This is a genomic window from Bacillus sp. FJAT-22090 (genome assembly GCF_007676755.1).
Lineage (GTDB): Bacteria > Bacillota > Bacilli > Bacillales_A > Planococcaceae > Psychrobacillus.
On sequence record NZ_VEBK01000013.1, the window covers coordinates 14,010 to 40,145 of the forward strand.

At 37.7% G+C, this 26,136-nt stretch carries 30 protein-coding genes; 25 read left to right on the plus strand and 5 right to left on the minus strand.

The window, feature by feature from the left end; all coding sequences use genetic code 11:
- The first annotated feature begins 4 nt into the window (after positions 1 to 4).
- The 5 genes from FS486_RS15245 to FS486_RS15265 all read left to right on the plus strand — a co-directional run bounded on the left by FS486_RS15245 (position 5) and on the right by FS486_RS15265 (position 4,468).
- The gene (locus FS486_RS15245; protein WP_144512531.1) at positions 5 to 661 is read left to right on the plus strand and encodes a hypothetical protein; all 657 of its coding nucleotides are present in this window, start codon (positions 5 to 7) and stop codon (positions 659 to 661) included.
- Between the two features lie 13 nt (positions 662 to 674).
- Positions 675 to 1,193, plus strand: coding sequence for a DUF4825 domain-containing protein (locus FS486_RS15250; RefSeq protein WP_144512533.1), 519 nt, complete (start codon positions 675 to 677; stop codon positions 1,191 to 1,193).
- A gap of 18 nt (positions 1,194 to 1,211) precedes the next feature.
- Positions 1,212 to 2,234: a serine hydrolase domain-containing protein gene (locus tag FS486_RS15255; RefSeq protein ID WP_144512535.1), complete on the plus strand. Its 1,023-nt coding sequence runs from the start codon at positions 1,212 to 1,214 to the stop codon at positions 2,232 to 2,234.
- A 287-nt stretch (positions 2,235 to 2,521) separates the two neighbouring features.
- A complete protein-coding gene (locus FS486_RS15260) occupies positions 2,522 to 2,815 on the plus strand; it encodes a DUF6509 family protein (RefSeq protein ID WP_144512537.1) in 294 nt (97 codons plus the stop codon).
- Positions 2,816 to 2,926: 111 nt separating this feature from the next.
- Positions 2,927 to 4,468 carry a Mur ligase family protein gene (locus tag FS486_RS15265; RefSeq protein ID WP_144512539.1) on the plus strand — a complete coding sequence of 514 codons (1,542 nt, stop codon included), beginning with the start codon at positions 2,927 to 2,929 and terminating at the stop codon, positions 4,466 to 4,468.
- A 63-nt stretch (positions 4,469 to 4,531) separates the two neighbouring features.
- Here FS486_RS15265 and FS486_RS15270 read toward each other — a convergent pair whose 3' ends face one another.
- The 3 genes from FS486_RS15270 to rluF form a co-directional block, all read right to left on the minus strand.
- The gene (locus tag FS486_RS15270; protein WP_144512541.1) at positions 4,532 to 4,861 is read right to left on the minus strand and encodes an ArsR/SmtB family transcription factor; all 330 of its coding nucleotides are present in this window, start codon (positions 4,859 to 4,861) and stop codon (positions 4,532 to 4,534) included.
- Positions 4,862 to 5,284, minus strand: coding sequence for an SRPBCC family protein (locus FS486_RS15275; protein WP_144512543.1), 423 nt, complete (start codon positions 5,282 to 5,284; stop codon positions 4,862 to 4,864).
- A gap of 98 nt (positions 5,285 to 5,382) precedes the next feature.
- Positions 5,383 to 6,087, minus strand: a complete 705-nt coding sequence (gene rluF, locus FS486_RS15280; protein WP_144512545.1) for a 23S rRNA pseudouridine(2604) synthase RluF — start codon at positions 6,085 to 6,087, stop codon at positions 5,383 to 5,385.
- 99 nt (positions 6,088 to 6,186) lie between these two features.
- Here rluF and FS486_RS15285 point away from each other — a divergent pair, with 99 nt between their 5' ends.
- The 18 genes from FS486_RS15285 (at position 6,187) to mdh (ending at position 22,123) form a co-directional block, all read left to right on the plus strand.
- On the plus strand, positions 6,187 to 7,149 hold the full coding sequence (locus FS486_RS15285) for a DUF4003 family protein (protein WP_144512547.1): 963 nt from the start codon (positions 6,187 to 6,189) through the stop codon (positions 7,147 to 7,149).
- 105 nt (positions 7,150 to 7,254) lie between these two features.
- Entirely contained in the window at positions 7,255 to 7,728 is a 474-nt protein-coding gene (locus tag FS486_RS15290) for an acyl-CoA thioesterase (protein ID WP_144512549.1), read from the plus strand.
- Positions 7,729 to 7,745: 17 nt separating this feature from the next.
- Complete coding sequence (locus tag FS486_RS15295; protein WP_144512551.1) at positions 7,746 to 8,123, plus strand: hypothetical protein; 378 nt, start codon at positions 7,746 to 7,748, stop codon at positions 8,121 to 8,123.
- A gap of 734 nt (positions 8,124 to 8,857) precedes the next feature.
- Positions 8,858 to 10,315 carry a sensor histidine kinase gene (locus FS486_RS15300; RefSeq protein WP_144512552.1) on the plus strand — a complete coding sequence of 486 codons (1,458 nt, stop codon included), beginning with the start codon at positions 8,858 to 8,860 and terminating at the stop codon, positions 10,313 to 10,315.
- Positions 10,290 to 10,859: an ANTAR domain-containing response regulator gene (locus FS486_RS15305; protein ID WP_144512554.1), complete on the plus strand. Its 570-nt coding sequence runs from the start codon at positions 10,290 to 10,292 to the stop codon at positions 10,857 to 10,859. Before FS486_RS15300 ends, FS486_RS15305 begins: the two co-directional genes overlap by 26 nt.
- Positions 10,860 to 11,000: 141 nt before the next feature.
- A complete protein-coding gene (gene eutH, locus FS486_RS15310; RefSeq protein ID WP_144512556.1) occupies positions 11,001 to 12,257 on the plus strand; it encodes an ethanolamine utilization protein EutH in 1,257 nt (418 codons plus the stop codon).
- Between the two features lie 33 nt (positions 12,258 to 12,290).
- Positions 12,291 to 12,632, plus strand: a complete 342-nt coding sequence (gene eutS, locus FS486_RS15315) for an ethanolamine utilization microcompartment protein EutS (protein ID WP_144512558.1) — start codon at positions 12,291 to 12,293, stop codon at positions 12,630 to 12,632.
- Between the two features lie 15 nt (positions 12,633 to 12,647).
- Entirely contained in the window at positions 12,648 to 13,169 is a 522-nt protein-coding gene (locus FS486_RS15320) for a EutP/PduV family microcompartment system protein (protein WP_186321475.1), read from the plus strand.
- A gap of 117 nt (positions 13,170 to 13,286) precedes the next feature.
- Complete coding sequence (locus FS486_RS15325) at positions 13,287 to 14,735, plus strand: ethanolamine ammonia-lyase reactivating factor EutA (RefSeq protein ID WP_395940862.1); 1,449 nt, start codon at positions 13,287 to 13,289, stop codon at positions 14,733 to 14,735.
- A 16-nt stretch (positions 14,736 to 14,751) separates the two neighbouring features.
- A complete protein-coding gene (locus FS486_RS15330) occupies positions 14,752 to 16,116 on the plus strand; it encodes an ethanolamine ammonia-lyase subunit EutB (protein ID WP_144512562.1) in 1,365 nt (454 codons plus the stop codon).
- Between the two features lie 13 nt (positions 16,117 to 16,129).
- A complete protein-coding gene (eutC, locus tag FS486_RS15335; RefSeq protein ID WP_144512564.1) occupies positions 16,130 to 17,104 on the plus strand; it encodes an ethanolamine ammonia-lyase subunit EutC in 975 nt (324 codons plus the stop codon).
- Between the two features lie 16 nt (positions 17,105 to 17,120).
- Complete coding sequence (eutL, locus tag FS486_RS15340) at positions 17,121 to 17,768, plus strand: ethanolamine utilization microcompartment protein EutL (RefSeq protein WP_144512566.1); 648 nt, start codon at positions 17,121 to 17,123, stop codon at positions 17,766 to 17,768.
- A 58-nt stretch (positions 17,769 to 17,826) separates the two neighbouring features.
- Positions 17,827 to 19,299 carry an aldehyde dehydrogenase family protein gene (locus FS486_RS15345; RefSeq protein ID WP_186321480.1) on the plus strand — a complete coding sequence of 491 codons (1,473 nt, stop codon included), beginning with the start codon at positions 17,827 to 17,829 and terminating at the stop codon, positions 19,297 to 19,299.
- Positions 19,300 to 19,321: 22 nt separating this feature from the next.
- Positions 19,322 to 19,609 (plus strand): BMC domain-containing protein, encoded by a 288-nt coding sequence (locus FS486_RS15350; RefSeq protein ID WP_144512570.1) that lies wholly within the window; start codon positions 19,322 to 19,324, stop codon positions 19,607 to 19,609.
- Between the two features lie 30 nt (positions 19,610 to 19,639).
- Positions 19,640 to 20,500 (plus strand): phosphate propanoyltransferase, encoded by an 861-nt coding sequence (gene pduL, locus FS486_RS15355; protein ID WP_144512572.1) that lies wholly within the window; start codon positions 19,640 to 19,642, stop codon positions 20,498 to 20,500.
- A gap of 17 nt (positions 20,501 to 20,517) precedes the next feature.
- Positions 20,518 to 20,820, plus strand: a complete 303-nt coding sequence (locus FS486_RS15360) for a EutN/CcmL family microcompartment protein (protein ID WP_144512574.1) — start codon at positions 20,518 to 20,520, stop codon at positions 20,818 to 20,820.
- A complete protein-coding gene (locus FS486_RS15365) occupies positions 20,795 to 21,157 on the plus strand; it encodes a BMC domain-containing protein (protein ID WP_144512575.1) in 363 nt (120 codons plus the stop codon). The genes FS486_RS15360 and FS486_RS15365 overlap by 26 nt, the downstream gene beginning before the upstream one ends.
- Before the next feature lie 24 nt (positions 21,158 to 21,181).
- Positions 21,182 to 22,123 (plus strand): malate dehydrogenase, encoded by a 942-nt coding sequence (mdh, locus tag FS486_RS15370; RefSeq protein WP_144512577.1) that lies wholly within the window; start codon positions 21,182 to 21,184, stop codon positions 22,121 to 22,123.
- Between the two features lie 686 nt (positions 22,124 to 22,809).
- On the opposite strand, the gene FS486_RS15375 is transcribed toward mdh, so the two are convergent.
- Positions 22,810 to 23,466, minus strand: coding sequence for a Type 1 glutamine amidotransferase-like domain-containing protein (locus tag FS486_RS15375; RefSeq protein WP_144512579.1), 657 nt, complete (start codon positions 23,464 to 23,466; stop codon positions 22,810 to 22,812).
- Positions 23,467 to 23,834: 368 nt separating this feature from the next.
- Between FS486_RS15375 and FS486_RS15380 the strand changes: the two genes are divergently transcribed.
- Positions 23,835 to 24,230 (plus strand): VOC family protein, encoded by a 396-nt coding sequence (locus FS486_RS15380; RefSeq protein ID WP_144512581.1) that lies wholly within the window; start codon positions 23,835 to 23,837, stop codon positions 24,228 to 24,230.
- A 189-nt stretch (positions 24,231 to 24,419) separates the two neighbouring features.
- Here FS486_RS15380 and fabZ read toward each other — a convergent pair whose 3' ends face one another.
- Positions 24,420 to 24,845, minus strand: a complete 426-nt coding sequence (gene fabZ, locus FS486_RS15385; RefSeq protein WP_144512583.1) for a 3-hydroxyacyl-ACP dehydratase FabZ — start codon at positions 24,843 to 24,845, stop codon at positions 24,420 to 24,422.
- 460 nt (positions 24,846 to 25,305) lie between these two features.
- On the opposite strand from fabZ, the gene FS486_RS15390 reads away from it, so the two are divergent.
- On the plus strand, positions 25,306 to 26,112 hold the full coding sequence (locus FS486_RS15390) for a hypothetical protein (protein WP_144512584.1): 807 nt from the start codon (positions 25,306 to 25,308) through the stop codon (positions 26,110 to 26,112).
- Positions 26,113 to 26,136 lie beyond the last annotated feature (24 nt).

The following is a 26,136-nucleotide window of genomic DNA, read 5'->3' on the forward strand; positions in this document are numbered from 1 at the left end:
AAAAGTGTTTAAGTCAGTAAAGTTATTTACGGATAAACTGAAACAGCTCAAAGGCTTTTATGGGAATGTACTAGAACTCAACATTATTGAATCTGCTGATGATTATTTTAAGGTGGCTATTGGCACATCTATATTAATCTTTCAACAATCTCCGAATGTGACTTTATATCATTTTGCAATCAATATACCTGGAAATCAGTTTACCCTTGCTAAACATTGGGTGAAGGAAAGGGTCTCATTAAATAGAGAAGCAGCGGTTGATGAAACGTACTATCCACGATTTGATGCGGATGCATTTTACTTTGAAGATCCTGCTGGTAATGTCATAGAACTTATCGCTAGAAGGCATGTAGATAAATGGAGTGGTTTTAGCGTAGATTCTCTATTGAACTTGAGTGAGGTTAGTATTACTACCCCTTTTGTCGAGGAAGTAGGAAAACAGTTGGTGGATAAGGGGGTCCACGTTTTCGGGCATGTTGATATCGAGCCAAACGAACTTAACTTTTTAGGGAGTAAAGATACGTTTATATTGCTAGTACCTCCCAATAGAAGATGGTATTTTTCAAAAAGGATGAGTATGACATCGCCTATTGAAATAGAATTGATGGATGGTTTAAAAATCAGTGTATCTGATGAAGGTAAAATAAAAGAAGGAATATAGGTAGGGAAAACTATTGCAGAAAACAACGTGGACAATAATCGGAATTGCTCTCATCTTACTTATCGGTGTATTTTATGTGCTAAATGGTAACCAAAAGCAAGTGGGACAAGAAGATAGGAACCAATTAAGCGTAAAGACGCATCATTTTAAAAAGGTATTGGCATATGAAAGTGACTATATGGGTGATGCATCAAATATTAATAATCTATTTAGTCATTTACCCTTTTCAAACTTTAAAGGGACAATAGAACTCAATTCGGATGATTTACTATTCACTATTCATTACGATACAGAAAGTGATGAACAAGTGGTTATTTATAACTCTACCGCAGCCTTTGTACTTATTAAGAATTTAGAAAAGGTAAATATGCAATTTTCGGATCAGTCGTATATAATCACACGAGGCAACGTGGAAGAGTGGTTTGGGGGGGACATCGCCAAGCTATTAGACCCTACTGTCTTTGCGGAGAAGGTACAAAAGCCTTTATTAGAGAACACACCTGACGAATGGATCAATCAGTATATAAAATAAAGAGGTATGGGGTAAAGCATGAATATCAGTTTAATGGACCATATTAAAAGTATTCAAAAAGAAACGAGGTTTTCGGGAACTGTTTTTGCTAAACAAGGCGCGAACGAGTTAGCTGAATGCAGTTTTGGTTTCGCTAATCGAGCAGATCAAATAAAAAATGAACCAGGAACCCGCTATGGTATAGCATCGGGATGTAAGATTTTCACTGCGGTCGCTATATGCAAGCTGGTAGAAGAAGGAAAACTATCCTTTCATACAAAGTTAAGGGAGTGCCTAGACATTTCTTTCCCCGAATTTGATGAAAATATTACTATTCATCATCTTTTAACGCATACTTCAGGCATTCCAGATTACTTTGATGAAGAAGTGATGGATGATTTTGAAGAGTTATGGATAAAAAAGCCGATGTACCATATGCGATGTTTAGAAGATTTCCTGCCATTTTTTCAACATGCTCGGATGAAGTTTACTCCAGGCGAGAAGTTCCAATATAACAATGCAGGATTTATCGTGCTTGGCTTAATCGTGGAAAAAGTAAGTGGGTCTATATTTACAGATTATGTACAAAAACATATTTTTGATAAGGCGGGAATGAAGGAGTCAGGCTACTTTGCTTTAGACTCGCTTCCTGGAAAAACGGCAATTGGCTACATTGATTATGGAGATGGATCATGGAAAACAAATATGTATTCACTTCCTGTTAAAGGAGGCTCTGATGGGGGAGCCTTCGTAACCGCAAAAGATATGGGAAGATTTTGGCAAGCTCTTATGACGAATGAGTTATTAAGTGACACTTTGACAAAAGAATTATTAACTCCTCATATTCATGAAGAAGGTGATGATTTTTATGGTTATGGAGTATGGATAAAGAAAAAAGATGATATTATTTTTAAATATCATCTGATGGGATATGATCCGGGTGTAAGCTTCCATTCTTCCTATTGTCCTAAAATAGATGCCCAGCTTGTTGTATGTGCAAATGTTTCTAAAGGTGCCTATGCAATGATGAATAAAATAGAAGAGCAATTAATGAAGTTATGATTTTTTTCTATCTTTACTCTGTTTTCGTAACAGCTTAACAGCAAGATAAAGCATGGTAATACCGAGCACAAATGAAGAGATGGAATAAAAAATAGGGTTTAAGCCTTTACCAAATACTAATAGTAAAAGGTATAGTGGAACGATTATATAGATAATTTTTTCCGCACTTAATTTTATGATAATCACCCCTTACTTTTCTTATTAATATATTCATTATATCAACAATATAGAAATTGCATTATTTTCTTTTCAAAAAGTGATAAACTGTATAAACGGAGGTGGACTTTGTGAAAATTACATCCTATGAGGTTGAAAAGATAAAAGATCCAACAGGCATTATTACAGGTGATCGCTATGAGTTTTTATTGGGGATTGAAGTGCCAGAAGATGACGAGCTATTTGATGAAGAAAACTCTTTAGACTTACGAGTAATCTTGGCGGTGGTAGAAGAGGAAGAACGTATCGTGCAATATCATTTCTTAAATCGCAGTAACGGCAAAGTGTTAGACTTTGGTCTAGAAGAGGAAGAAGAAGCGGAAACTCTTGCTTTTTGTAAGGAACATTATAACGAAGCAATATAAACCGAGAAGGGCATCTTCCTCGGTTTTTCTTTTATAAAGAAAGTTTTCTTCTTCAGTCAATTGGGGTAAACTGTAATGTACTATCGAACTTATATAAAGGTGGTCACTTTAATGGAAATAGCAAAATTAATGGAGCATTTAGACATAAAAGAAACCAAAAATGTAAAACAAATAGATATAACGGGACTTGCCTATAATTCACGTAAAGTAGAAAGCGGACAAGTATTTGTTTGTATAAAAGGGTTCAAAGCAGATGGACACCAATTTGCTGGACAAGCAGTGGAAAATGGTGCAGTAGCATTAGTTGTAGAGGATTTTATAAAAGGCTTGGAAATTCCTCAATATAAAGTAGAAAACGGCCGCGTAGCACTTGCAACACTAGCAGATGCCTTTTACGATCACCCTACTCGAAAATTAAAAACAATTGGGATTACTGCAACAAATGGGAAGACGTCTACCTCCTTTATGACGAATGCTATTTTAGAAAACCATGAATTGAAAACAGGACTAATGGGAACGGTCGTCGTGAAGATTGGTGATTATGCGGAACCTTCTGAACTGACAACTCCAGAGTCTTTAGATTTACAACGTTTCTATGCGCAAATGGTAGAGGAAAATGTAACGCACGCAACGATGGAAGTTTCTTCTTCTGCACTTGAGTTAAATCGAGTAGGCTGCGTTGATTTTGACATTGTCACATTAAATAATATTAGTCGAGAACATATCGATTTGCATTCATCGTTTGAAAATTACTTTGAACATAAATCCAGTCTTATCCGCAACGCAGGAGCAGATAAGGTTGCTATTTTAAACTTGGATGATACGTATTCTGCTTCGCTAATAAACAAAACAAAAGCAAAAGTTATTACAATTGGTGTAGAGCAGCAATCAGCGGATGTTATTTGTAGAGACTTAGATTTATCAACAGGTCGTGCAAAATTTATCGTAGAAATTACAAAAGATATAGTTACTACAGGTATAGTAATTCCGAAGCAACATTTCCAAATTGAGCTTTCTACACCGGGTTTCCATTCCGTGTATAACTCGATGGTTAGTATCGTCATTGGATTATTGTGTGAGGTACCGATCTCCACCATTCAAAAAAGCTTATATGAGTTTGTTGGAGTAGAGCGTCGTTTCGAAATCATCTTCGAAGATGACTTTAAAATTATCGATGATCATTTCGCAAATAGCGGAAACATTGATATTACGTTAGGTACGTTAGAAAAGATGGATTTTCAACGTATATGCCTTGTGTATGCAATACGAGGGGATCGAGGAGTTACGGTGAATAAAGAAAATGCAGAAACAATTGCAAAATGGGCGCCAAGACTAGGGATTCACGAAGTCATTGCTACATTAAGCCGCTCTCATGTAACGCAAAAAGATGTCGTTTCAGACGAAGAGCTTGCTGTATTTAAAGAAGTAATGGACACAGCAGGAATCGATGTTCGTTTATACGAGGAGTTGCCCGATGCAATTGAGCATAGTCTGAATGATGTGGCAGAGGGAGATCTCGTTCTGCTCGGTGGTTGCCAAGGAATGGACTATGGGGCAAAATTAGCGCTGGAACAACTTGAAACGATCCGCCCAAATGTAGATAAAAAGAAACTATTCCAACCACTTGAAAAGCGAGTAGCTGGAAACTCTTAAATACAGAATCAAAGGACCGACAAAATACTTTGTCGGTCCTTTTGTGTCAAGATAATATGAAATTTAAATATTATTTTCGTTTTCTACCATATGCTTTAGAATAGAAAGTTTGTTATTCCAAAATTGTTCATAATAAGATAGCCACTCTTTTAACTCTTTTAACGACTCAGGTTGCAAGCGGTATCTTTTTTCTCTCCCAACCTTTTGTCCCAACACTAATTCGGCTTCAGAAAGAATATGAAGATGTTTGGCAATCGCTGTACGACTCATTGAAAAATGAGATGTAATTTCGGAAATAGGTAATTCTTTATCGGCTAGTAGCTTTAATACCTCTCTACGGGTTGGATCAGCTATTGCTTGAAACACATCGTGTTTATGTGCAGAAGAAGACAATTAGCCTTCAACAACCTTTCGAAGACGCTTCTGAACAATACCTTCCCAACCTTGAGACATTGTTTCACGAATAACAGCGCTTTTTTGATTTGCTTTTGCAATAAGTGCATCGGGTTGTTTCCAGCCACCATGGATAAGTGTAAATTCTGTTTTGTCGTCTAATTCTTTTAAGATAAATGAAACGAACCAACCCTCTGTATCCCATGTAAAAGAAAGCTGATTTGGAGGGTTTATTTCAGTCACTTTGCAAGGGGATGGACCAAAAGGTGACTGCACGTGAAACTCATGTCCTAACTCTAGTTGAAAGTCATTAGGCATAAACCACGATGCGATTCCATCAGAAGTTGAAACAAAATCCCATACTTTTTGAATGGGTGCATTTAATATTACTGTTTGAGTGATTTCTGGTAATGTATTTTCCATATATTTTCCTACTTTCTTCATTAAATAAAACCATTTGGTTTCGCTTTAATGATTATATAAAACCATTTGGTTTCACATCAAGTAAGTCAGTACCTTTTCTACCGTTTTGGTGAGTAACTTAATGTCGCAAATAACTCTTTTTTCTCACTTTCTGTGAGTTCTCTCCATTCTCCAATAGGAAGACCTTCAATTGCAATATTCATAATTCTAATACGTTGTAATCGTTTAACAGTAAAACCAAGTGCAGAGCACATTCTTCGGATTTGCCTGTTTAGACCCTGTGTTAGCGTAATATTAAACATGTTCGGACTTAATTTTCTTACTTTACAAGGAAGTGTTTTCGTACCTAGTATGTTGACGCCTGCAGCCATCTTCTCTAAAAAAGTATCTGTAATTTTCTCGTTGACGGTCACGACATACTCTTTTTCATGCCCTTTTTCTGCACGAAGAATTTCATTTACAATATCACCATCATTTGTTAGTAAAATTAAACCGTCTGAGTCTTTATCTAAACGACCGATATGGAAAATACGAAGAGGATGATTGACGTAATCGACAATATTTCCTTTTATATGACGCTCTGTTGTACTTGTGATGCCGACGGGCTTATTTAAGACGAGGTATACTAATGGCTGTTCGACGACGATTGGTTTTCCATCTACCTGTACATCGTCCCCGGCTTCCACTTGGCTTCCGAGCTCAGCCAGCTTGCCATTTATCATTACTCGACCATCCGTAATCCATTTATCGGCTCCACGTCTTGAGACAATTCCAGCTTCGCTCAAAAATTTGTTAATACGCATAATGACCACCTACTTTTCTTGTTAAGGTTAAAATAAGTATATCAAAGAGTGAAACTATTTCAGAGCAATCAACGTAAAAAAGTAAAGGAGTGAGCGGAAATGATGATTAATGAAAAATTGGAACAAACATTTAATATGTTAAAAAAATATTTGGGATGGTCAGTAGATAAAAGAGTAACTTTAGCACTTGCGGGGTATTATATAACTTTAGAGAAAGAATTTAACGAAAAAAGGTTTCATGAGATTGCCACTCATATTAAAAAAAGAGCCGGAATTTTTTCACCACTGCGTTCACATTTGCATCCGCTATTCGTGGCAACTTTAGATGTTAGTGATTTAGAGCCACAGCAGGCAGTGGATTTGCTTATTGAAAAAGCGGAGGCATTAAAGACAGCCTCTTTTAAAATGAATAGCTACACGTATTTAGCAGCACTCATGATGTCAGAGGACAAAGAAAAGTGGCCACATGAGATGGAACGTGCTAAGCAACTGATGGCAGATATGAAAAAGCACCATCGTTTTTTAACCTCTACTGACGACTATCCTTATGCAATGTTTCTAGGAAAGCTAGAAGGGGATACAGCTGTTCGGGCAGAAACAATGAATCGATACTATGTAGATTTAAAGAAGCATAAGTTTTACGGTGGAAATGAATTACAATGGATGTCACAAGTTTTAACATATACTAACCCAGAATACGAAGAGGACCTGGTGCCTAGAGCAGTAATCATTCGAGACGGTTTAAAAACAGTCAAAATCAAAACATCGGTGCCTCAATATCCAATCATTGGTTTCATGGCTGCGTTAAAATTGAACGAGGACCAACTAAACGAAGTAGTTACTACTTATGAAACAATAGCAAATATGAAATTGTTTTCATGGTATAAGGATTCAGCATTACCTATTGCGTTTGGATTAGCACTTATATCTTCCAAAGACATTTATGCAACAGCAGCAATTTCAATGGCAACTTCCCTAGAACTCATCTTACAAGCCCAACAAGCTATGATGATTTCAACAATTGCTGCAACGAGCGTAGCTGCATCTTCTAGTTCAAATTGATCTTCATGTTATACTAAAAAAGCAAAGTATTAGTTAACAGTATGAGATATATTGAAATTTATACATGCAAAAAATTGAACTATTCACATAAAGGAGTAATAAACAATGAAGACAAACCCTATGAGCCAATCAAGAACAATCCAGTCCCATTTAGTTCTTCCACCAGATACAAATCACCATGAGACTATTTTTGGTGGCAAAGTACTCGCTTATATCGATGAAATTGCAGCTATTACCGCAATGAAACATGCAAAAGGTGCTGTAGTTACAGCATCTATAGACTCAGTGGACTTTGTTTCTTCTGCAAAAGTAGGAGACGTCATTGAATTGGATGCCATTGTATCATCAACAGGTCGAACTTCCATGGAAGTATATGTACGAGTAACATCGATGAACCTATTAACTGGAGAAGAAAAGCTGACTACCGAATCTTTTGTGACAATGGTTGCTGTAGATGAGCATAATAAACCAATTCCCGTGCGAGGTATTCATCCAGAAACGAAAGATGAAATTCGTTTATTTGAAACGGGGCCAGCAAGACGTATACATCGTAAACAACGTATGGAGATGAGATACTAAAAGTAGGATGTGATTGGATGCTAAAGCAAATCGATGAATTTTACAAGTATATAATGATTGTATTGCTCGTCATCTATTTGATTAATGCTGTCTATTTAAAAGAATTAACGATTACTTTTACTGTCATAGGTCTAGTTATAATCCTAGAGTTCATTAGGCATCGTCATCTTATGAAGAAGCTCACTTTTCCGCAACTTTCTATTATCGGAGTCGTATTGTTAGCAGGAGTTGCCGGAACCATTTACTTACTCGTTTTATTCCGTATTTTTTTAGAGCCTTTTAGTTTACCATCAACTGTAGAGACTATGTTGTTAATCCTGTTTATGTTTATTTGTCTCTATATATTAGGATACTTTTTGAAAAGAATATTTGGAAGAGCAATCGAGCACTCTTAAAAAGCCTTTAGAAGCTAATCAAATAGCTTCTAAAGGCTTTTTTTAAGAAAAGCATCTTTATTCGCAACTTGGTTAATCAAGGTTACTTATACCACTCAATTTATTGCTCAACTGTTGGTTTTTATCCACTATTTGGAGTTATTGTTTAATTTTACCCAATATCAACCACGTTCGTTAATATTTCCTCAATAACTATTGCTAATTAGTCTAATTAGTTTTATGCCTCCTCAATCGTATCCTGATTCAATCTTTTATATCTCATTGTGATGTAAGGAGCACCTATTACTACAATCAATATTGTGAGTAGTGCTTGGTAATCCCCGTTGTATTAGGTGGAATTATAGTGAATAGTAATTGTTTCCTAATAGAGAAGGAGGGGTGAGACCGAAATTGTATCTTCGGTCGCTTCTTCTAAGGGTAGGAAAGTGTCGCTTCTCTTCTTCCAAAAAACAGTACTAGACCAGTACCTAAAGTTTGAGAAAGGTAACGGATAGATAAATGCCATATGATTACCGAGAAAAGAGCTGTTGATCGTGACGTCAGTCATGATCAGTAGCTTTAAAAAATCGGTTATCATATAGCATCAGTCTCTCCAAAACACTTCGAAAAGAATAGATACAGGTTTTGTCTTTAAAGGGCACTTGCACTTTTCTTAATAATAAATTGACCATTTGAGTAGTTATTCGTATAATGAATTCAAATAATTCCAATAAAAAAGAGATGAGAATCATACAGTGAGTGAATCTACTTTAGAACAGCTATGTAAGCTATACACGGATTTAAATACAGGCGATATTGAGACATTGAAGAATATAGCCTCTACTCTTCAACTATATGCAGATTTAAACAACGCCTATATGTTTATCGATTGTAAAATGAAAGATAATGAGCAAGCAATTGTTGTGGCAGAGGCATTCCCGAGATCGTCCGAAGCAGTATACGAAAACTCCGTAGTAGGTAAGATTGTTTTTGAGTCGTTTGAACCAGGAGTCTTCTATAGTCACCGAACTGGTAAAAAATCTCTTACTAGACAAGCCGTGACTCAAGAAGGAAAAACAGTTGAACAAAGTGTGATTCCTATTAAAAATGAGACCCATCAAGTTATTGGTGTACTTATATCAGAAGTGGAAGTATTTAAACATGTATCGTTAAAAGGTGATTATGAAAGTGTCTCATTTGGACAGGAAGAGCTGGATGCAATTTTCGGGAATAGTTCAAGTGAAATGCCGATGATTTCAGACCTCCTTATGGAAATTTTCTTATTGACAGATAAAGAGAATCACCTCATCTATGCAAATCCTGCTGGCGTAAAATTTATTAAGGAAATGAGTCCAGTAGATGATATAAGAAAAAAAGATATATTGAGTTTGCTCCCTTTTTTAACACCGATTTATGAATTTAAAGAGGATGTATTCGTTTTTGACTTGACGGTGGATAGAAAAAACTTAATCATAAAAAAGATTCGAATGAGGGGCAAGGAACAGCTAAAAGGAACCATTCTCATTATTCAAGATGTAACTGAGCTACGCACAAAAGAAAAAGAACTGATGATGAAATCCGTTGTTATACAAGAGATTCATCACCGAGTAAAAAATAATTTGCAGACTGTTGCGAGTTTATTAAGACTTCAAATGCGAAAAGGATTTCCAGAAGAAAGTAAGGTCTATTTTGAAGATACTTTAAATAGAATATATAGTATTTCTTCTGTTTATGAACTAATTTTAGCTAATACAGATACAGACGATGAGGATGTAAATATTATTGAATTGACAAGAAAGATATCCTCTACAATGGTATTAAATGAAATTCATAAAAAAGTTAACTTGATTATTCAATCAAATGGCAATAAAATATTAACTACATCAAGGAAAGCGGTTTCAATCGCGCTTATCATAAATGAACTCGTACAAAATTCATTAAAGCATGCTTTTCCAGAGGAAGTTAATGGGGAGATAGAAGTGAGTTTTTATTCCAATAAAGACTTTTTAGAACTTCATATTTTCGACAACGGGGTCGGAATAACACAACCAAAACCTTCTTTAGGATTAGAAATCGTGCATAATTTAGTGATGAATGATTTAAATGGGGAATTTAGATATTTACCTGTAGAGCAAGGGACACATGCTGTTATAACGTTCCCCATCAGTTCGGAGGTTGTTATCTTTTATGAAAAAGAAAATACTGATAGCTGAAGATGAATCCATTATTCGTATGGATATAAAACTAATGCTCCAGGATCATGGCTATGAAGTTGTAGGGGAAGCGGGAGACGGCGACAAAGCGATCGAGCTAGCCTTTTTACATAAACCAGATCTTATATTAATGGATATTAAGATGCCAAAGATTAATGGATTGCAAGCTAGTAAAATAATTGCCAATCAGCTAGATTTACCTATACTTATCATTACTGCTTATAGTCAAAAAGAGTTTGTAGAAAAAGCACAGCAGGACAATATTGTTGGCTATTTAGTAAAACCAATATCAGAGGCTAATCTAATCCCCGCAGTCGAAATTGCTCTTCACCAATCGGATAAAGCAAAAAGACTGAAGCAGGAAGTTTTACATGCGCAGCAAGAGATAGAAAAAAGAAAAACGATTGAACGTGCAAAAGGAATGCTAATGCAAGCGGAAGAACTAACGGAACCGGAAGCTTTTAAAAGATTAAGAGAATCTAGTATGTCTAGGCAAATGACAATGGAGTCAGTTGCGCAGGAGATTATTTTAAAATATAAGTAAATAAGACAAGCAAAGGCGCTTAAAGAGAAAGTTCTTTAAGCGTCTTTTTGTATTTCTTTAGAGGGGGTGTTAGCTATTCAAATAGCTTGTAAGAAAGGTATACAGTGAAAGTTCACATAATTATTCAAAGGGGGAAAACAAATGGCAATGATTGGTACGGTAGTTGTGTACATAATTATGGCTTGTGCAGTGATGGGCGCATTTGCAGCGATAAAAAATCCAGATGATGGATTAGGAAAAGAATTCATGTCTGGCCTTCACGCGGTTGGTCATATTTTTGTACCCGCTGCAGGAATTATGGCATCAATACCTTATTTAACATGGTTTATCGACAAATTTGTAGGACCAATTTTTGATACGATTGGAGCAGATCCTGCAATAGCTGCAACAGCTATTCTAGCTTCGGATATGGGGGGCTATCAATTAGCGAACGCGTTAAAGGAATCTTATGAAGGTTGGATAATGGCACTTATTGTAGGATATATGGCAGGGGCAACAATTGTATTCTCGATTCCGATGGGATTAGCAATGTTAGATAAACGTGATCATAAATACATGGCTCTTGGAATTATGTCTGGCGTGTTAACGATTCCGATTGGGGCATTTATTGCCTCCGTATTAGTAGTTCTATTTGATACAAAAGTGAGAGATGTTATTAGTACTACAGCTGATTCTACTTATGAGTTTGTTATAGGTTATGGGCAAATATTGATCAATTTAACACCGTTGCTTATATTTGTTTTATTAATTGCCGCAGGGTTAAAATTCTTCCCGCGCGGTATGATAAGTGGATTCATGATTTTTGGCCGCGTGATGGACGCAGCGATTAAGCTTGTTTTGGTTTTCTCGATTGTCGAGATTTTCACTGGTTTGTTTACGACAATTTTTGGAGCTTGGGGCTTCGATCCAATTATGGCTGATGAAGCGGATCAGTTCCGTGCATTAGAGACAGCAGGGTATATTGGAATTATGTTAGCTGGGGCATTTCCGATGGTTTATTTATTGCGCAAGTATGCATCAAAACCACTGGAGGCTGGAGGACGTAAGATTGGTCTCACCTCTATAGGAAGTGCTGGTATTTTGGCTACAGTTGCCAACATTTTAGCAATGTTCTCGTTAATACGTTATATGAGACCGAAAGACAAAGTATTAAATATTGCTTTTGGTGTATGTGCGGCTTTCTTGTTAGGGGATCATTTGTCCTTTACGGCAAACTTCCAACCTACCATTATCTTACCGGTAATTTTAGGGAAGCTACTAGCCGGGATATGTGCAATTGCAATTGCTTACTGGCTATCTGTGCCAACAGCATTGAAGTTAGAAGAACAAGACCGTGCATCCGGTGTTATTAAACCAAATGAGTATTTAGAAGACCAAGAAACACCTATTAAAGCGTAATCACCTATTTTCGCATCAGAAAGGAGTGATTCGATGAGTGAAGAGAAAAAAAGATTTATACAAGAGTTCGTGCCAGGTAAACAAATTACATTAAGTCATTTAATAGCAAATCCAGATCCAGATATGTTCGTGAAACTTGGAATTCAAGAAGCTGGAGCATTAGGAATTATGACATGCACTCCGAGTGAAACGGTTATTATTGCAGGTGACTTGGCCACCAAAGCTGCGAATGTTAAAATCGGTTTCTTGGACAGATTTACAGGTAGCCTAGTTATTATTGGAAGTGTTTCAGAGGTCGATATGGCGATGTTGGAAATTAATCGATTTTTACATGAAAGGTTAGGCTATACGCCTGCAGAAATAACAAAGTCTTAAGGAGGTGTATAGATCATGAAAAATCGAGCGATGCTAATCGGTTCAATAGGAGCAGGCAAATCTACATTAACGAATGCATTGCTAGGTAGAGCAGTGCCTGCTGTAAAAACGCAAGCTCTTATCTATTACGATTGGATTGTCGATACACCTGGTGAGTATACAGAAAATCCTTTTTTCTACAAAAATATTATGGCCACTGCATTAGAGGTGACGCATGTCCTTTATTTGCAAGATGCGACGAGTGGGAAAATGATTTTTCCACCTGGATTTAGCACCGGTTTTTCTAAGCTGCCTATTGGTGTAATTACAAAAAGTGATCATGCGGAGGCGGATTTAGAACGTTCCATTGAAATGTTACGCTCCGTTATCTCTTATGGACCTATCGTTATTACCTCTGCTACCAATGGCACAGGTATAGAACAGCTAAAAAAGCTAGTGGAAATGGATACTATGGATTTGATGAGACGTTATGTAATAGATGCACAAGATGAGTGCTTATTGTTTACAGATCATCTTTACAGTTCTCGAAATTTTTGATATATTACATGTAACAATTAAAAGTTAATGAATCGGCAAAGGCGCCTTTACTCACATGTAGATTTTTCTACGTGTTGTGTAGAGGCGCTTTTTTATTATCAAAACGGGGTGTGAAGTGTGCTCGATTTCAATAGCAAAAAAGAAACGATGATTAGTGCCGGTATCGATATTGGCACAAGCACTACAAAGCTAATTATTAGTCGGTTTTCATTGATGAATGTGGCTGGAACGACACATGTTCCCAGAATAGAAATTGTCGATAAAGAAATCATTTATAGAAGTCCAATATTTCGAACACCATTACTTGATGCTACTACCATCGACGTGACCAAAGTAGAGAAGATTATCCGCTCTGAGTATTTAACAGCTGGTATTGAAGCATCAGAAATAGAAACTGGAGCAGTCATTATTACAGGTGAAACTGCCACAAAGCATAATGCACAGGAGATGCTTCACTATCTATCCGATGAAGTGGCAGACTTTTTGGTAGCGACAGCTGGACCCGATTTAGAAGGAATAATAGCTGCAAAGGGATCAGGGGCTTTTGATTATTCCGCACGAACCGGTAAAGTAATTGCCAATATAGATATTGGTGGGGGAACTGCCAATATTGCTGTTTATAAAGATAAAGAGCTGCTAGGTACTTGTACGATGCATATTGGCGGTAGATTAATAGAGTTTGAAGATGAAAAAGTAAAATCTATTTCAGCACCTGTGAAAAGATTACTAGAAGAACAGGGAGTTTCATTACACATTGGAGATTTAAAAAACACAGCAGGTATTACGTTTGTAACACAATTCATGGCTGAATCAATCAGTCGAATTTTAAAGAATGAAGTACAAGAAAAAGATCAGGTCTTAATACTAGGACATCCACCGAACTGGATAGAAGATATAGAAGTCATTACATTTTCGGGAGGCATTTCCGAATGTATATATAATCATGAGCTAGGTGCTCATCAACCGGCCCAATATGATGATATCGGTCAAAAGCTTGCTATGGCTCTTCAACAAAATGAAACACTTCAACAGTTTTCATGGATGGAACCAATTGAAACAGTGCGGGCTACGGTATTGGGTGCTGGTACTCAAACAACTGAAATCAGTGGAGCTACCATTCAAATAGCAGCCGAGGAATTACCGATAAAAAATATGCCTGTTTATAACTTCAATTTTCGCTCCAACTTGCTAGAGGGATTAGAAAGTTTTGATGCGGTTATTAAAAATGCAATAGATATGTATGATGCAACAAAAGAGGGGCAGAACTTTGCCTTGTACATTTCGGAGCTGCCATACATGGGATTTCGTGATATTCAGAAACTAGCGGAGGCAATTAACCGAGTAATGGAGAAGCGCCCAAATCCAACACTACCAATCGTTCTTGTTTTACAAACAGATCATGCAAAAGTGATTGGGCAAACATTGCTTGCAATGCAAGTAAAACAAAGCGTGATATGTATCGACCAAGTAAGCGTTGATCACGGAGACTATATGGATATCGGAAAAGTGTTAGACTCCGGTGTAGTTCCAGTTGTGGTGAAAACGTTAACATTTCACTCGTCGTAAAGGAGGGTTTCCAAAATTGAACTTACAATCAACTTTAGGTGGGATAACTTATAACTTCCAAAATTTAAAGGAAGTAATGGCAAAAGCCAATGAAGAAAAATCAGGAGATCGTCTAGCAGGGGTAGCTGCAGAAACTGTTCAAGAACGAATTGCGGCAAAAGCAGTGGTTAGTGAAATCCTTTTAAGTGATATTCGTAATAATCCATTAATACCAATTGAGCAAGATGAGGTTTCCCAAATCATTGAGGGTGACTTAAATGAGAAAATTTATGGAGAGATTAAAAACTGGAGCGTCGCTGAGTTAAGAGAATATATTTTGAGCAATGACGTTGGCGATAGGGAGCTAAAACGTATTAGTAAAGGACTTAGCTCAGAAATGATAGCGGCTACAGCTAAAATCATGTCCAATCTCGATTTAGTCCACGCGGCCAATAAAATGGAAATACTCTCTACTTGTAATATCACAATCGGTCAAAAAGGAACTATTTCTTCGCGACTCCAGCCGAATCATCCTACAGACAATATTGATGGCATGATTGCAGCACTTAAAGACGGATTGTCTTATGGAATCGGCGATGCAGTAATCGGGATAAATCCCGTGGATGACTCTGTAGAAAGTGTAAAGCGATTGTTACATGCAACGAATGACTTTATCAACGACTGGAAAATTCCTACGCAAAACTGTGTGCTAGCTCATGTTACAACACAGATGAAAGCGATTGAACAAGGTGCTCCTGCAGACATGATATTCCAAAGTATTGCAGGAACAGAAGCCGCGAATCGTTCTTTTGGTATTTCTGCTGAGCTGATTGCTGAAGCTCGTCAGCTTGCACTAAAGCAAGGAACAGGAACAGGACCTCAAGTAATGTATTTTGAAACAGGTCAAGGATCTGAACTATCTGCAGAAGCCCATTTTGGTATCGATCAAATGACGCTTGAATCACGTAACTACGGTTTTGCTAGACATTTTGATCCTTTCATTGTGAATACGGTCGTAGGTTTTATAGGTCCTGAATACTTGTATAACAACAAGCAGGTAATTCGTGCGGGACTTGAAGATCATTTTATGGGGAAAATGCATGGCATTCCAATGGGTGTAGACATTTGTTATACGAATCATATAAAGGCTGATCAGAATGATATAGAGGACTTAGGGGTGCTATTGTCGGCTGCAGGTGTTAACTTCATCATTGCAACCCCAATGGGCGATGATTGCATGTTGAACTATCAGTCGATGAGTTATCACGATGTTGCAACATTACTTAATACATTTGGTAAAACACCGGCACCTGAATTTTTAAAATGGTTAGAAAAGATGGGGATCTACGAGAATGGGTGTTTAAGTGCTTATGCTGGAGATCCGACTCTATTCACACGTTAGGAGATGACATTTTGTGAATGAACAACTGATTAAACAAATTACAAAGATGGTCGTTGAAAAGCTCCAAATGAGTAGTGTGGATACTACTTCTAACGATACAAGCAAGGAACAACAAGTAAACTTATATCAAAATCACCCTGTTGGAAATATTGCAGAAGCAAAGCCTCTATCCGATGTATCCGGAGAAGTTAAGTTTTTTCCGTCCAACAAAGCGCCAAAAAAGAAGGACTTGGAAAAACTTTCAAATAGAATAGAAACGGATTTAAAAGAGGAAGAGAAAAAAGAAAAATACTTATCGGAGCTGCGTAAAAAAACACCGGCACGAATCGCGGTTGGTAGAGCTGGTTCCAGGCCCAAAACGAATACATGGCTTCAGTTCCGATTTGACCATGCTGCAGCAGTGGATGCTGTTTATGGAGAGGTTCCACAAGAGATATTAGAACGTTTAAACTTTTTCCAAGTACACACAAGAGTGCTAGATAAGGAAGAGTATATTAGAAGACCAGATTTAGGTAGAAGGCTTTCTGATGAATCGAAGCAAGTCGTTTTGGACAAATGTAAACGTTCCCCAAAGGTACAAATCGTTGCATCCAATGGGCTTAGCGCTAAAGCGTTAGAGGAAAATTTAGAAGACGTCTATTTAAGCCTAGAACAATCTTTAAAAAACTTAAATATTGAGATGGGTACAACTTTTTATGTTGATAAAGGCCGCGTTGCTTTGATGGATGAAATTGGAGAACTCCTCCAACCAGATATAGTCGTCATTTTAATCGGGGAACGTCCAGGTCTAGTTTCAGCGGAGTCACTAAGTGCTTATATCTGCTATAAACCAAGGATTGGCACAATAGAGGCCGATCGTATGGTTGTATCCAATATTCATAAAGGTGGAATTCCATCTGTTGAAGCGGGAGCCTATTTAGGTACACTCATTCAAAAAATCTTGAAATACGAAGCAAGCGGTGTGTCGTTAGTAAAGAAAGAGGGATAGGGGGCTCTGATCTTAGATGAAAAAAATATTTGCGGATATTTTGTCAATGCAGGTCATTTCAAATGTAGATACAGGACTCGCAGAAAAGCTGAAACTACAGGCTCATCAAAGAAGTCTAGGATTGTTTACTACGACAATTGATGATGTTGGTTATACAGCTGCCGATGAAGCTACAAAAAAAGCTGATGTAGAAGTTGTTTATGCCAAAAGCTTTTATGCCGGTGCGGCACATTCATCAGGTCCGCTTTCAGGAGAGTTTATCGGAATTATCGCGGGTCCATCTCCGGAAGAGGTAAAAAGTGGATTAGAATCGATTCGCATCACTATTGAAAACGATGCTTATTTTGAGGCTATAAATGAGGATGAAAATCATGCACTTTACGCTAAAACGATTTCCAGCTGTGGAAGCTATTTAGCTGAAGTTGCTGGGATTCCACAAGGACAATCATTGGCTTACTTAATAGCCCCACCACTTGAGTCGATTGTAGGGTTAGACGCGGCTTTAAAGGCAGCGGACGTAACGGTATGTGAATTTTTCACCCCACCTTCTGAGACAAACTTTGGTGGAGGTTTACTTACAGGCAGTCAGTCATCCTGCCAGGCAGCTGCGGATGCTTTTAGAGAGGCAATCAGTAATATGTCGAAGCGACCATTAGATTATTAGGGGAGGAGTGAACACGTTGGTTACCGTAATCGATCATGATTTATTAGCCTTGCAGGAAATGCGTACAGCAGTTCAAACAGCAAAGGCTGCTCAACAAGTGTATATGAACTTTACACAAGAGCAAGTAGACCAAGTAGTAAAAGCAGTGGCCGATGCAGCTTTTGCTGAATCAGCCAGACTAGGAAAAATGGCAGCGGAAGAAACAGGAATGGGCGTAGCCGAACATAAAAAGATTAAAAATGAAGTCGGCTCAAGAGATGTCTATGAGAGTATTAAAGATTTAAAAACGGTTGGTATTGTTGGAGAAGATAAAGTCAATAAAGTAATAGAAATCGCAGCTCCATTTGGTGTGGTCGCAGGGATTATTCCTACAACGAACCCAACGTCTACAGCGTTTTTTAAGACAATCATTTCGTTAAAAACGAGAAATGCAATTGTCGTAAGTCCCCATCCCTATGCGGTGAAATGTACGCAAGAAGCACTTAGAGTTTGTGAGGAAGCGGCAATAACGGCAGGTGCTCCTAAAGGACTCATCCAATGCTTGACGATGTCATCAATGGAAGCAACGCAGCAACTGATGAAGCATCCTGACATCAATCTTATTTTAGCGACAGGCGGGGGAGCATTAGTAAAAGCGGCATATAGCTCAGGAAAACCTGCGTATGGCGTTGGACCGGGAAATGTACCTGTATACATTGAACGTACAGCAAAAATTGACAAAGCGGTGGAAGACATCGTCAATAGCAAATCGTTTGATTATGGTACCATTTGTGCTACGGAGCAGGCGATTGTGGTTGATAGAAACGTTGCCGAGCTAGTAACACGTGCACTGAAAAAAAATGGTGCTTATATCTTATCGGATGAAGAAAAAATCGCTATGGAAAAAGTGATTTCTCCAATACCCGGTAAAGTAAATCCTAAAATTGTAGGAAAAAGCCCACAAGTAATTGCAAAGCTCGCAGGGATTTCATTGCCGGTAGGAACTCGCATTATAGTCGGTTTGGAAACGAAAATTGGAAAGGATATTCCATTTTCTCTTGAAAAACTCTCCCCTATATTTGCGATGTATGTAGCGACAGACGTAAATCATGCAAAAGAGCTATGCATGTCTCTGCTACGACTTGGAGGAATGGGGCATACCTTATCCCTCCATACAGAAACAGATGCAATAGCTCGTGAGTTTGCAGTTGAAATGCCTGTTTCCCGAATATTAGTCAATACGATGTCTTCCATTGGAGCTGTCGGTGGTACTACAAGTTTGATGCCTTCATTGACTTTAGGTTGTGGGACATTTGGTGGGAATATAACATCAGATAATGTCACCGCAAAGCATTTGATGAATATCAAACGAATGGCCTACGGGATAAAAGAAGTTACCCTTCCTACACAGGCTGAGGAAGTTTTAGGTGAAGAGGATGAAACAGAGCAAGTAGTGGCAAGCGTATTACATTCATTGGGTTCAAATAACTCTGTCGATCCGAATGTGGTGAAAGACTTAGTTAGTGAAATAGTAAAACAATTATCTAAATAAAACCTATTAGGAGGAAAAGAATATGTCTAGAGAAGGTACAGCATTAGGAATGGTAGAAACAAAAGGATTAATCGGATCAATTGAAGCAGCAGATGCAATGGTAAAAGCTGCAAGTGTAAATCTAGTAGGAAAAGTTCACGTTGGTGGAGGAATTGTAACTGTATTAGTACGCGGTGATGTAGGCGCGGTAAAAGCAGCAACAGACGCAGGAGCAGCTGCAGCACAACGAGTTGGAGAATTACTATCCGTTCATGTAATCCCAAGACCACATAATGAGCTAGAAATGATTTTACCTAAATTAGAAAACTAATAGCTGATTTAATAGAAAGGCGGTTTTATCATGAATCAGCAATTGATTGAACAAATTGTAGGGGAAGTAATGGCACAGCTTGGTAATGTTGAACAAGTCTTCCCGAATGATTCAATCCCAGTCGCTGTTTCTGCCCGTCATGTTCATTTGTCTCCACAACATGTGGAAGCTCTTTTTGGAAAAGGGTATGAGTTAACGAAAAGGGCGGACCTGTCTCAGCCAAACCAATTTGCTGCCAATGAAACAGTTGTGATCGCAGGACCAAAAGGAAGCATTGAACGAGTTCGTGTACTTGGTCCTGCTCGTTCATTGACGCAAGCGGAAGTGAGCTGGACAGATGCGATGAAGCTAGGACTAAAACCACCACTTCGGGAGTCGGGAGATATCGAAGGGTCAGAAGCCTTTACGATAATTGGACCAAAGGGAAGTCTTTTTTTAGAAGAAGGTCTAATAATTGCACAAGCTCATATTCATATGACACCTAATGATGCTACTCGTCTTGATGTTCAAAATGGTGAGTTTGTCACAGTAGAGGTAGATGGAATACGACCAATTGCTTTCCGAAACGTGAAGATTCGTGTTTCCGAACGTTACCGTTTAGAAATGCATATCGATACGGATGAAGCGAATGCAGGATTAATATCCAAGGGTGCAAATGGTCGACTACTAAAAGCTGGAGAAAGTTGTTCACAGGCTAAAGTGGATACCAGGAAGCTAGAAGAAAAAACGAATGATCATTCTAATTTATATTTTCAAAAGAAATTACTTTCAATGGATGATATAAAAGAATGGAAAGCAAAAGAAATAATTGTTGAAAAAGGAACGATCATTACGGCATTAGCCCGTGATACAGCAAGAGAGTTAGGAATATCCATTTCGTTTAGAAAATAGGAATAGGTGATGACGGCATGCAAATTGGAAGAGTGATAGGAAACGTATGGGCAACACGTAAAGAGGAAGGACTTCAAGGATTAAAGCTGCTTATCGTTCAACCCGTTGACGTCAAAGGAAATCCGGTGAAAACGCAGTTTGTAGCAGCCGATCGAATAGGTGCTGGTATCGGAGATGATGTTCTCGTTACAAGTGGTGGTTCTTCGCGTTATATTATGCGTGATAATCCGATTGCAATTGATGCGGTAATCATTGGAATTATAGATTCGACAGAAGTGGAAAGAGGTGAAATCGATGAGTCAAGCAATTGGGATGATTGAAACAAAAGGGTTAGTCGGCTCGATTGAAGCAGCCGATGCCATGATTAAAGCGGCGAGTGTAACCTTGGTCAAACAAGAAATGGTCGATGGAGGTATTGTTACTGTCATCGTACAAGGCGATGTTGGAGCAGTGCAAGCAGCGGTAGATGCTGGTAGGGAAGCAGCCAAACGAGTTGGTGAGCTTTTAGGAGCCCATGTTATTCCACGTCCAGACGAGTCTGTTTATGGCATGATCAAACCGATAACTCAAGAAAAAAATGAAGAAATGATACAGCCAACAAAGTCGACACGTGCTAAGGTCGTGAAAACGGATACGAACTCACAAGCAGAAACGTAAATGTAGTGGAAAGGGTGAGAACGCTTGGCTTTTCGAAGAAACAAAATTGCTGTAATCGGGGCTGGTTATACTGGTGCGACTGTAGCCCTTATGGCAGCTCAAAAAGAACTAGGTGATATCATTCTTGTTGACGTTCCAGAACAGGAAAATCCGGCAAAAGGGAAAGCTCTGGATATTTTAGAAACAGGTCCTGTACAACGCTTCAATGCTAAAATTACGGGGACATCTAACTATGAACAAATAAGAGATGCCGATATGGTTATCATTACTGCTGGTATAGCGAGAAAGCCCGGTATGAGTAGAGATGACCTTGTAAATACAAATGCCAAAATTATGCGTATAGTCTCAGAGCAAATTAAAAAGTATGCACCGGAAAGCTATGTTTTAATATTAAGTAATCCGGTGGATGCAATGACATACGTCTGCTATAAAACAACGGGATTCCCTAAAAATAGAGTAATTGGTCAATCTGGTGTATTAGATACCGCTAGATTTAACACATTTGTTGCAGAGGAATTGAATATCTCAGTTGAAGACATTTCTGGTTTTGTGTTAGGCGGTCACGGAGATGATATGGTTCCGCTTGTCCGTTACTCCTATGCAGGTGGAATTCCACTAGAGAAATTAATTTCGAAGGACAGATTAGAAGCTATTATCGAGAGAACAAGAAAAGGTGGGGGCGAGATTGTTTCTTTATTAGGAAACGGAAGTGCTTACTATGCACCTGCTGCATCTCTTGTGGAAATGGCTGAGTCAATCATTCGGGATAAAAAAAGAATCTTACCTTCTATTGCATATTTAGAGGGAGAGTACGGATACGAAGACTTGTATTTAGGAGTGCCTACTGTCATTGGTGGTAATGGAATTGAAAGTATTATCGAACTTCCGTTAACAATCGAGGAAAAACAAGCACTTGATAAATCGGTTGAGTCTGTTAAATCTATACTTCAAATTTGTAACGTATAAATGTAGTTTTAACATAAAGGTTGACCCTAAGTATCTTCATCACCTACATTTTACATTAAATAATCACATCTGTTGATTATCCATCTTATCCTATTGTGTAAAAAGAAGAGGGCTTACTATTTTATGTTTCTGTTTGCTTGATAGGGAAAGTGCGTTGGAAGGTAGTAATCGCTTGGATTTCCACCGGGTGAGCGATGAGCCATCACCGCCGCTTGCGCGTGCGTTGTGATGGCTCATCTGTCTCACTCATCCGGAAGGAGTCGCCGCCCTTCCGCTCCAATCGATCAAAGTATAGTCATTTATCTGTATTTATTAACCATTAAAAGTTAGGAAATGGCTAAGGGAGACCAGTTGACTCGTGAAAGCAACCAATTCAATAGGCAGAGCAACCAAATTGCACTTGAAAGCAACCATATTGATAACGAGAGCAACCAATTCTCCACGTAAGGGCTAGTGGACACTGTTTATCATGCACATCCCCTTCATTTAAATTGTATCTACAAAACTCCTCTTCTTTAGTTGAAGAAGAAAAAAGAGACGCGTATTCCACAATTGCACCCGATGCAGTAGATGGTTCTGTACAACTTTCCGGTCACTCGTTTTTACCTAGTTCTCTTTAACTAAATTTAAAATAGATTCCTTACATAAAGAAAATAATTCAATTAAGCCGCAGTCATTCACTAAAACTAGAGCGTCTCATCTAGTTTCTGAATCTTTGATTGGGATATTAAAAAAACATTGCCAAAAACGTCGATTTTGTCTCCCTTTACACGTATAGCGCAGTCTTTGTTCGACGCATAAATATTTATTTTTTCCGATAGAGGAGATAGTTCGCTTAGAACCAGTGCAATGTTATTTTCAAGGTCAAAATGGGACAAGACGGAAAAATTATCAAGACCGATTCCGTCGTAAACAGAGTTCATTTCAACTTCATCTCCAAAGTTTTTCGAGCATAACCATTTAGCGGACATGTTGATTGCTCCAGCGCTTGCTCCCATCACAACGGCGCTGCTTTTTTTAATCAAATCCGATAATTCATATTCCATTAAAAAACCATTTAAATTAAGAATATTGCCACCCAACAAGAAAATGACCGAAGAATTTTGAATTATCGTTTGGGCATCTTCCTTCTGTACGTGGTAATTAATTAAATGATACTCATCAAATATAATGCCAGCCTGATCGAGCCACGAGCGTTCAGTAGCACCATCATCTTCATAAATAGATGGATTCGAGCTAATCATAGCAAGTGATTTTCTATCAGTTATATCCTTCTGTAACACTCTGCCCAGATTCTCTGGAAAAAAGTTGTTAAACCAACCTAAATAATAATGAGTTTTCATAAATCCCTCCGTAGTAAAGTGTAAATATCATTTGTTCCCTACATTCACTCATTCTGCCAACAAAATATTCTCAATATGGTCTTGTTGTTGAACACAGGTTAAACAACTCTCTTCAACTAACCCTAGCTTTAGTTCAATTAAGAAAAAAGCTTTACCCATTCTTGAATAAGCACCGTCTCTTTTATTACACTATAGTCGAAAGCTTATTAGATATTAATCGTATTTTGTCCACCCATATGTCATACTTCAGACTTCATGTATCAAATGGAATTGGCGATACATTATTTTCTATTCTTAATGAAACTTAAGAGGGATTTCTTAATTGAGTGTAGAAAAATATATGTGCAAACAAAACAAAGGAGGCTACTATGACTAATTTAATTTCACATATTGCCACACTAGAAATACCTGTTACTAATTTAGAAGAATCTATAGAGTTTTATATCGATATCCTTGGTGCCGAAGTCCACTTTCAAGGAGAAAAAAATGCTATGCTTACTTTGAAATCAAAAGGAGTTCCAACGATTTTCTTGGTTGAAACTGAAGAAATTAATGGATTATCATTTAGAAATACAAATACTAATGTCGTTCATAGCGTAATTGACTTTTATACTCCTTCCTTAAAAGAATTATATGAGTGGCTTGAAGGAAAACAAGTTGAAGTTGGTCCTTTAAATTTACAAGGTGAATTTGGTGGTTTTGGATTTAAAGATCCTTCTGGAAATTGGTTAAGTGCCTGCAATATCCTTCACCCGGAACAGTAAAAAATTTACTATATGAGGTACGGGCGTAACTTTATGGCGCTTTTTTCTCTATTAACATACGATATAAAAACTACCATTCTCTTCTTCAACTAATCTGCCAAGTTAGTTCAATTAAGAAAAATGCTTTACCCTTCTTTAAGTAAAGCATCTTGTGAGTTGAAGAAGCTTTTTTGTAAATTGATCGATATTTTAATCACCGAACGCAAATGTTATTTCTGTTTCGCAAACTAATGTTCCATCAACCGTAGCTTTGCCTTTGCCTTTTCCAATTGGCCCTTTTAATCGAGTGATTTCAATCTCAAGACGGAGTTGGTCTCCTGGTTTTACTTGCTGTTTAAAACGACATTTATCTATTCCTACCAATAAACCTAATCGACCTTGGTTTCCTTCTTTAGTTAACATCACCACTGCACTTACCTGAGCTAATGCTTCAACAATTAATACTCCTGGCATAACGGGGAAGTTGGGAAAATGCCCGTTAAAAAAATCCTCATTTGCTGTTACATTTTTTATACCAACCGCTCTCTTTCCTTCTTCTAATTCCAAAATCCTATCAACTAATAGAAATGGATATCGATGTCTAATTATTTCCATAACCTTTTGAGTATCTAACATTATTTAATCCCCCATAACAATATTATTAAGACTTAATTTTATCACTTGGTATTAATAGCCGGTACTATAAAGCTGGGCTTATTCAACTTAGCTTCCGCGTGAGTTGAATAAAAAAACTTTACTGACTACCTTGTTTGTGGCTACAACAATGATAGAACACCCTTGGCTAAGAAAAAACAATTTGTATTTCGTTATTGAATTTTCCGTTTTAGTTGTTGAATCGGTTTTTTATTTCCTCTTTCACTAACTTGCTCCCTTAATTTAATTGAAAAGAATCACAAACTATATAAATCCTTTTACCACGAAATACCCCTTTAGATAAAAATCCAAAGGGAAAAACCTCCTGACTAGAAACCTTTTGATAAGGCACCTTTTCCGCGGTCGTTGCCTTAACACCCTGCGCTTTTCTTATTGAAACATTTCTCGTATTCATTCGTATCTATATGTAGAGGTGTTAGACATGAAGCATATTTATGAACGAACAGCAAAGTTTGCAAAGCTAGGATCGTTATTTGCATTTGGCGTATATGTTTTACTTGTTATTATTTTTCATAATGTTTTGTGGGAGGATTTTGAAACGCATTTTATGGTAGGGTTTATGCTATTCATGCTGTTAGGATCTTCTTTTTATTTTCAGAATGCTGCTGAAAAGTTGCCAGATGAGCAAGAAATAGATAGCCAATACTATTCCGATAGCTTCCCTATTAAAGAACTTAACTTTCAACGGGATGTATCCATCATTCCTAAAAGTTATTTAGTTTCTAATACAGGGGAAAGGCTTTATATAATTACTCCTACAGAAAATCATCCGTTTATACGAAAGTTATCTTCATTTGCGATTTTTAAGATGGGTATGTTCTTTCCGATTACATACGAATTGAAGACAATGGACGGGAAATTAGTAAGTCAATTTACAATGCAAAACAAATTAAAGTTCATGCAGCTGAAAGTTTATGATCATACGAAAACGCATATTTCTACTGTTGCCTTGCCGGTTATTTCGGTAAAAAATAGAGCCATTATTTTTGGCCCAAACCATGAAAAACTGCATCAAATGGAAGCTAAAAGTATGTATGGGGATATTGACGTCGATGATTTCAATGGGAAACGATTAGCTACCTATCGTTTCGGAATGTTCCCGTATGCAACTCACCCAGCTTTTCAAATACAAGCTATGAATATACATGTGTCGCTTGCAGAAGACTTAACGCATGCAGAAAAACTCACATTTACAGCGTTATTCTATTACTGGACGGCCACAAAATGAGGAGCTAACTAGCTCAGCTCCTTA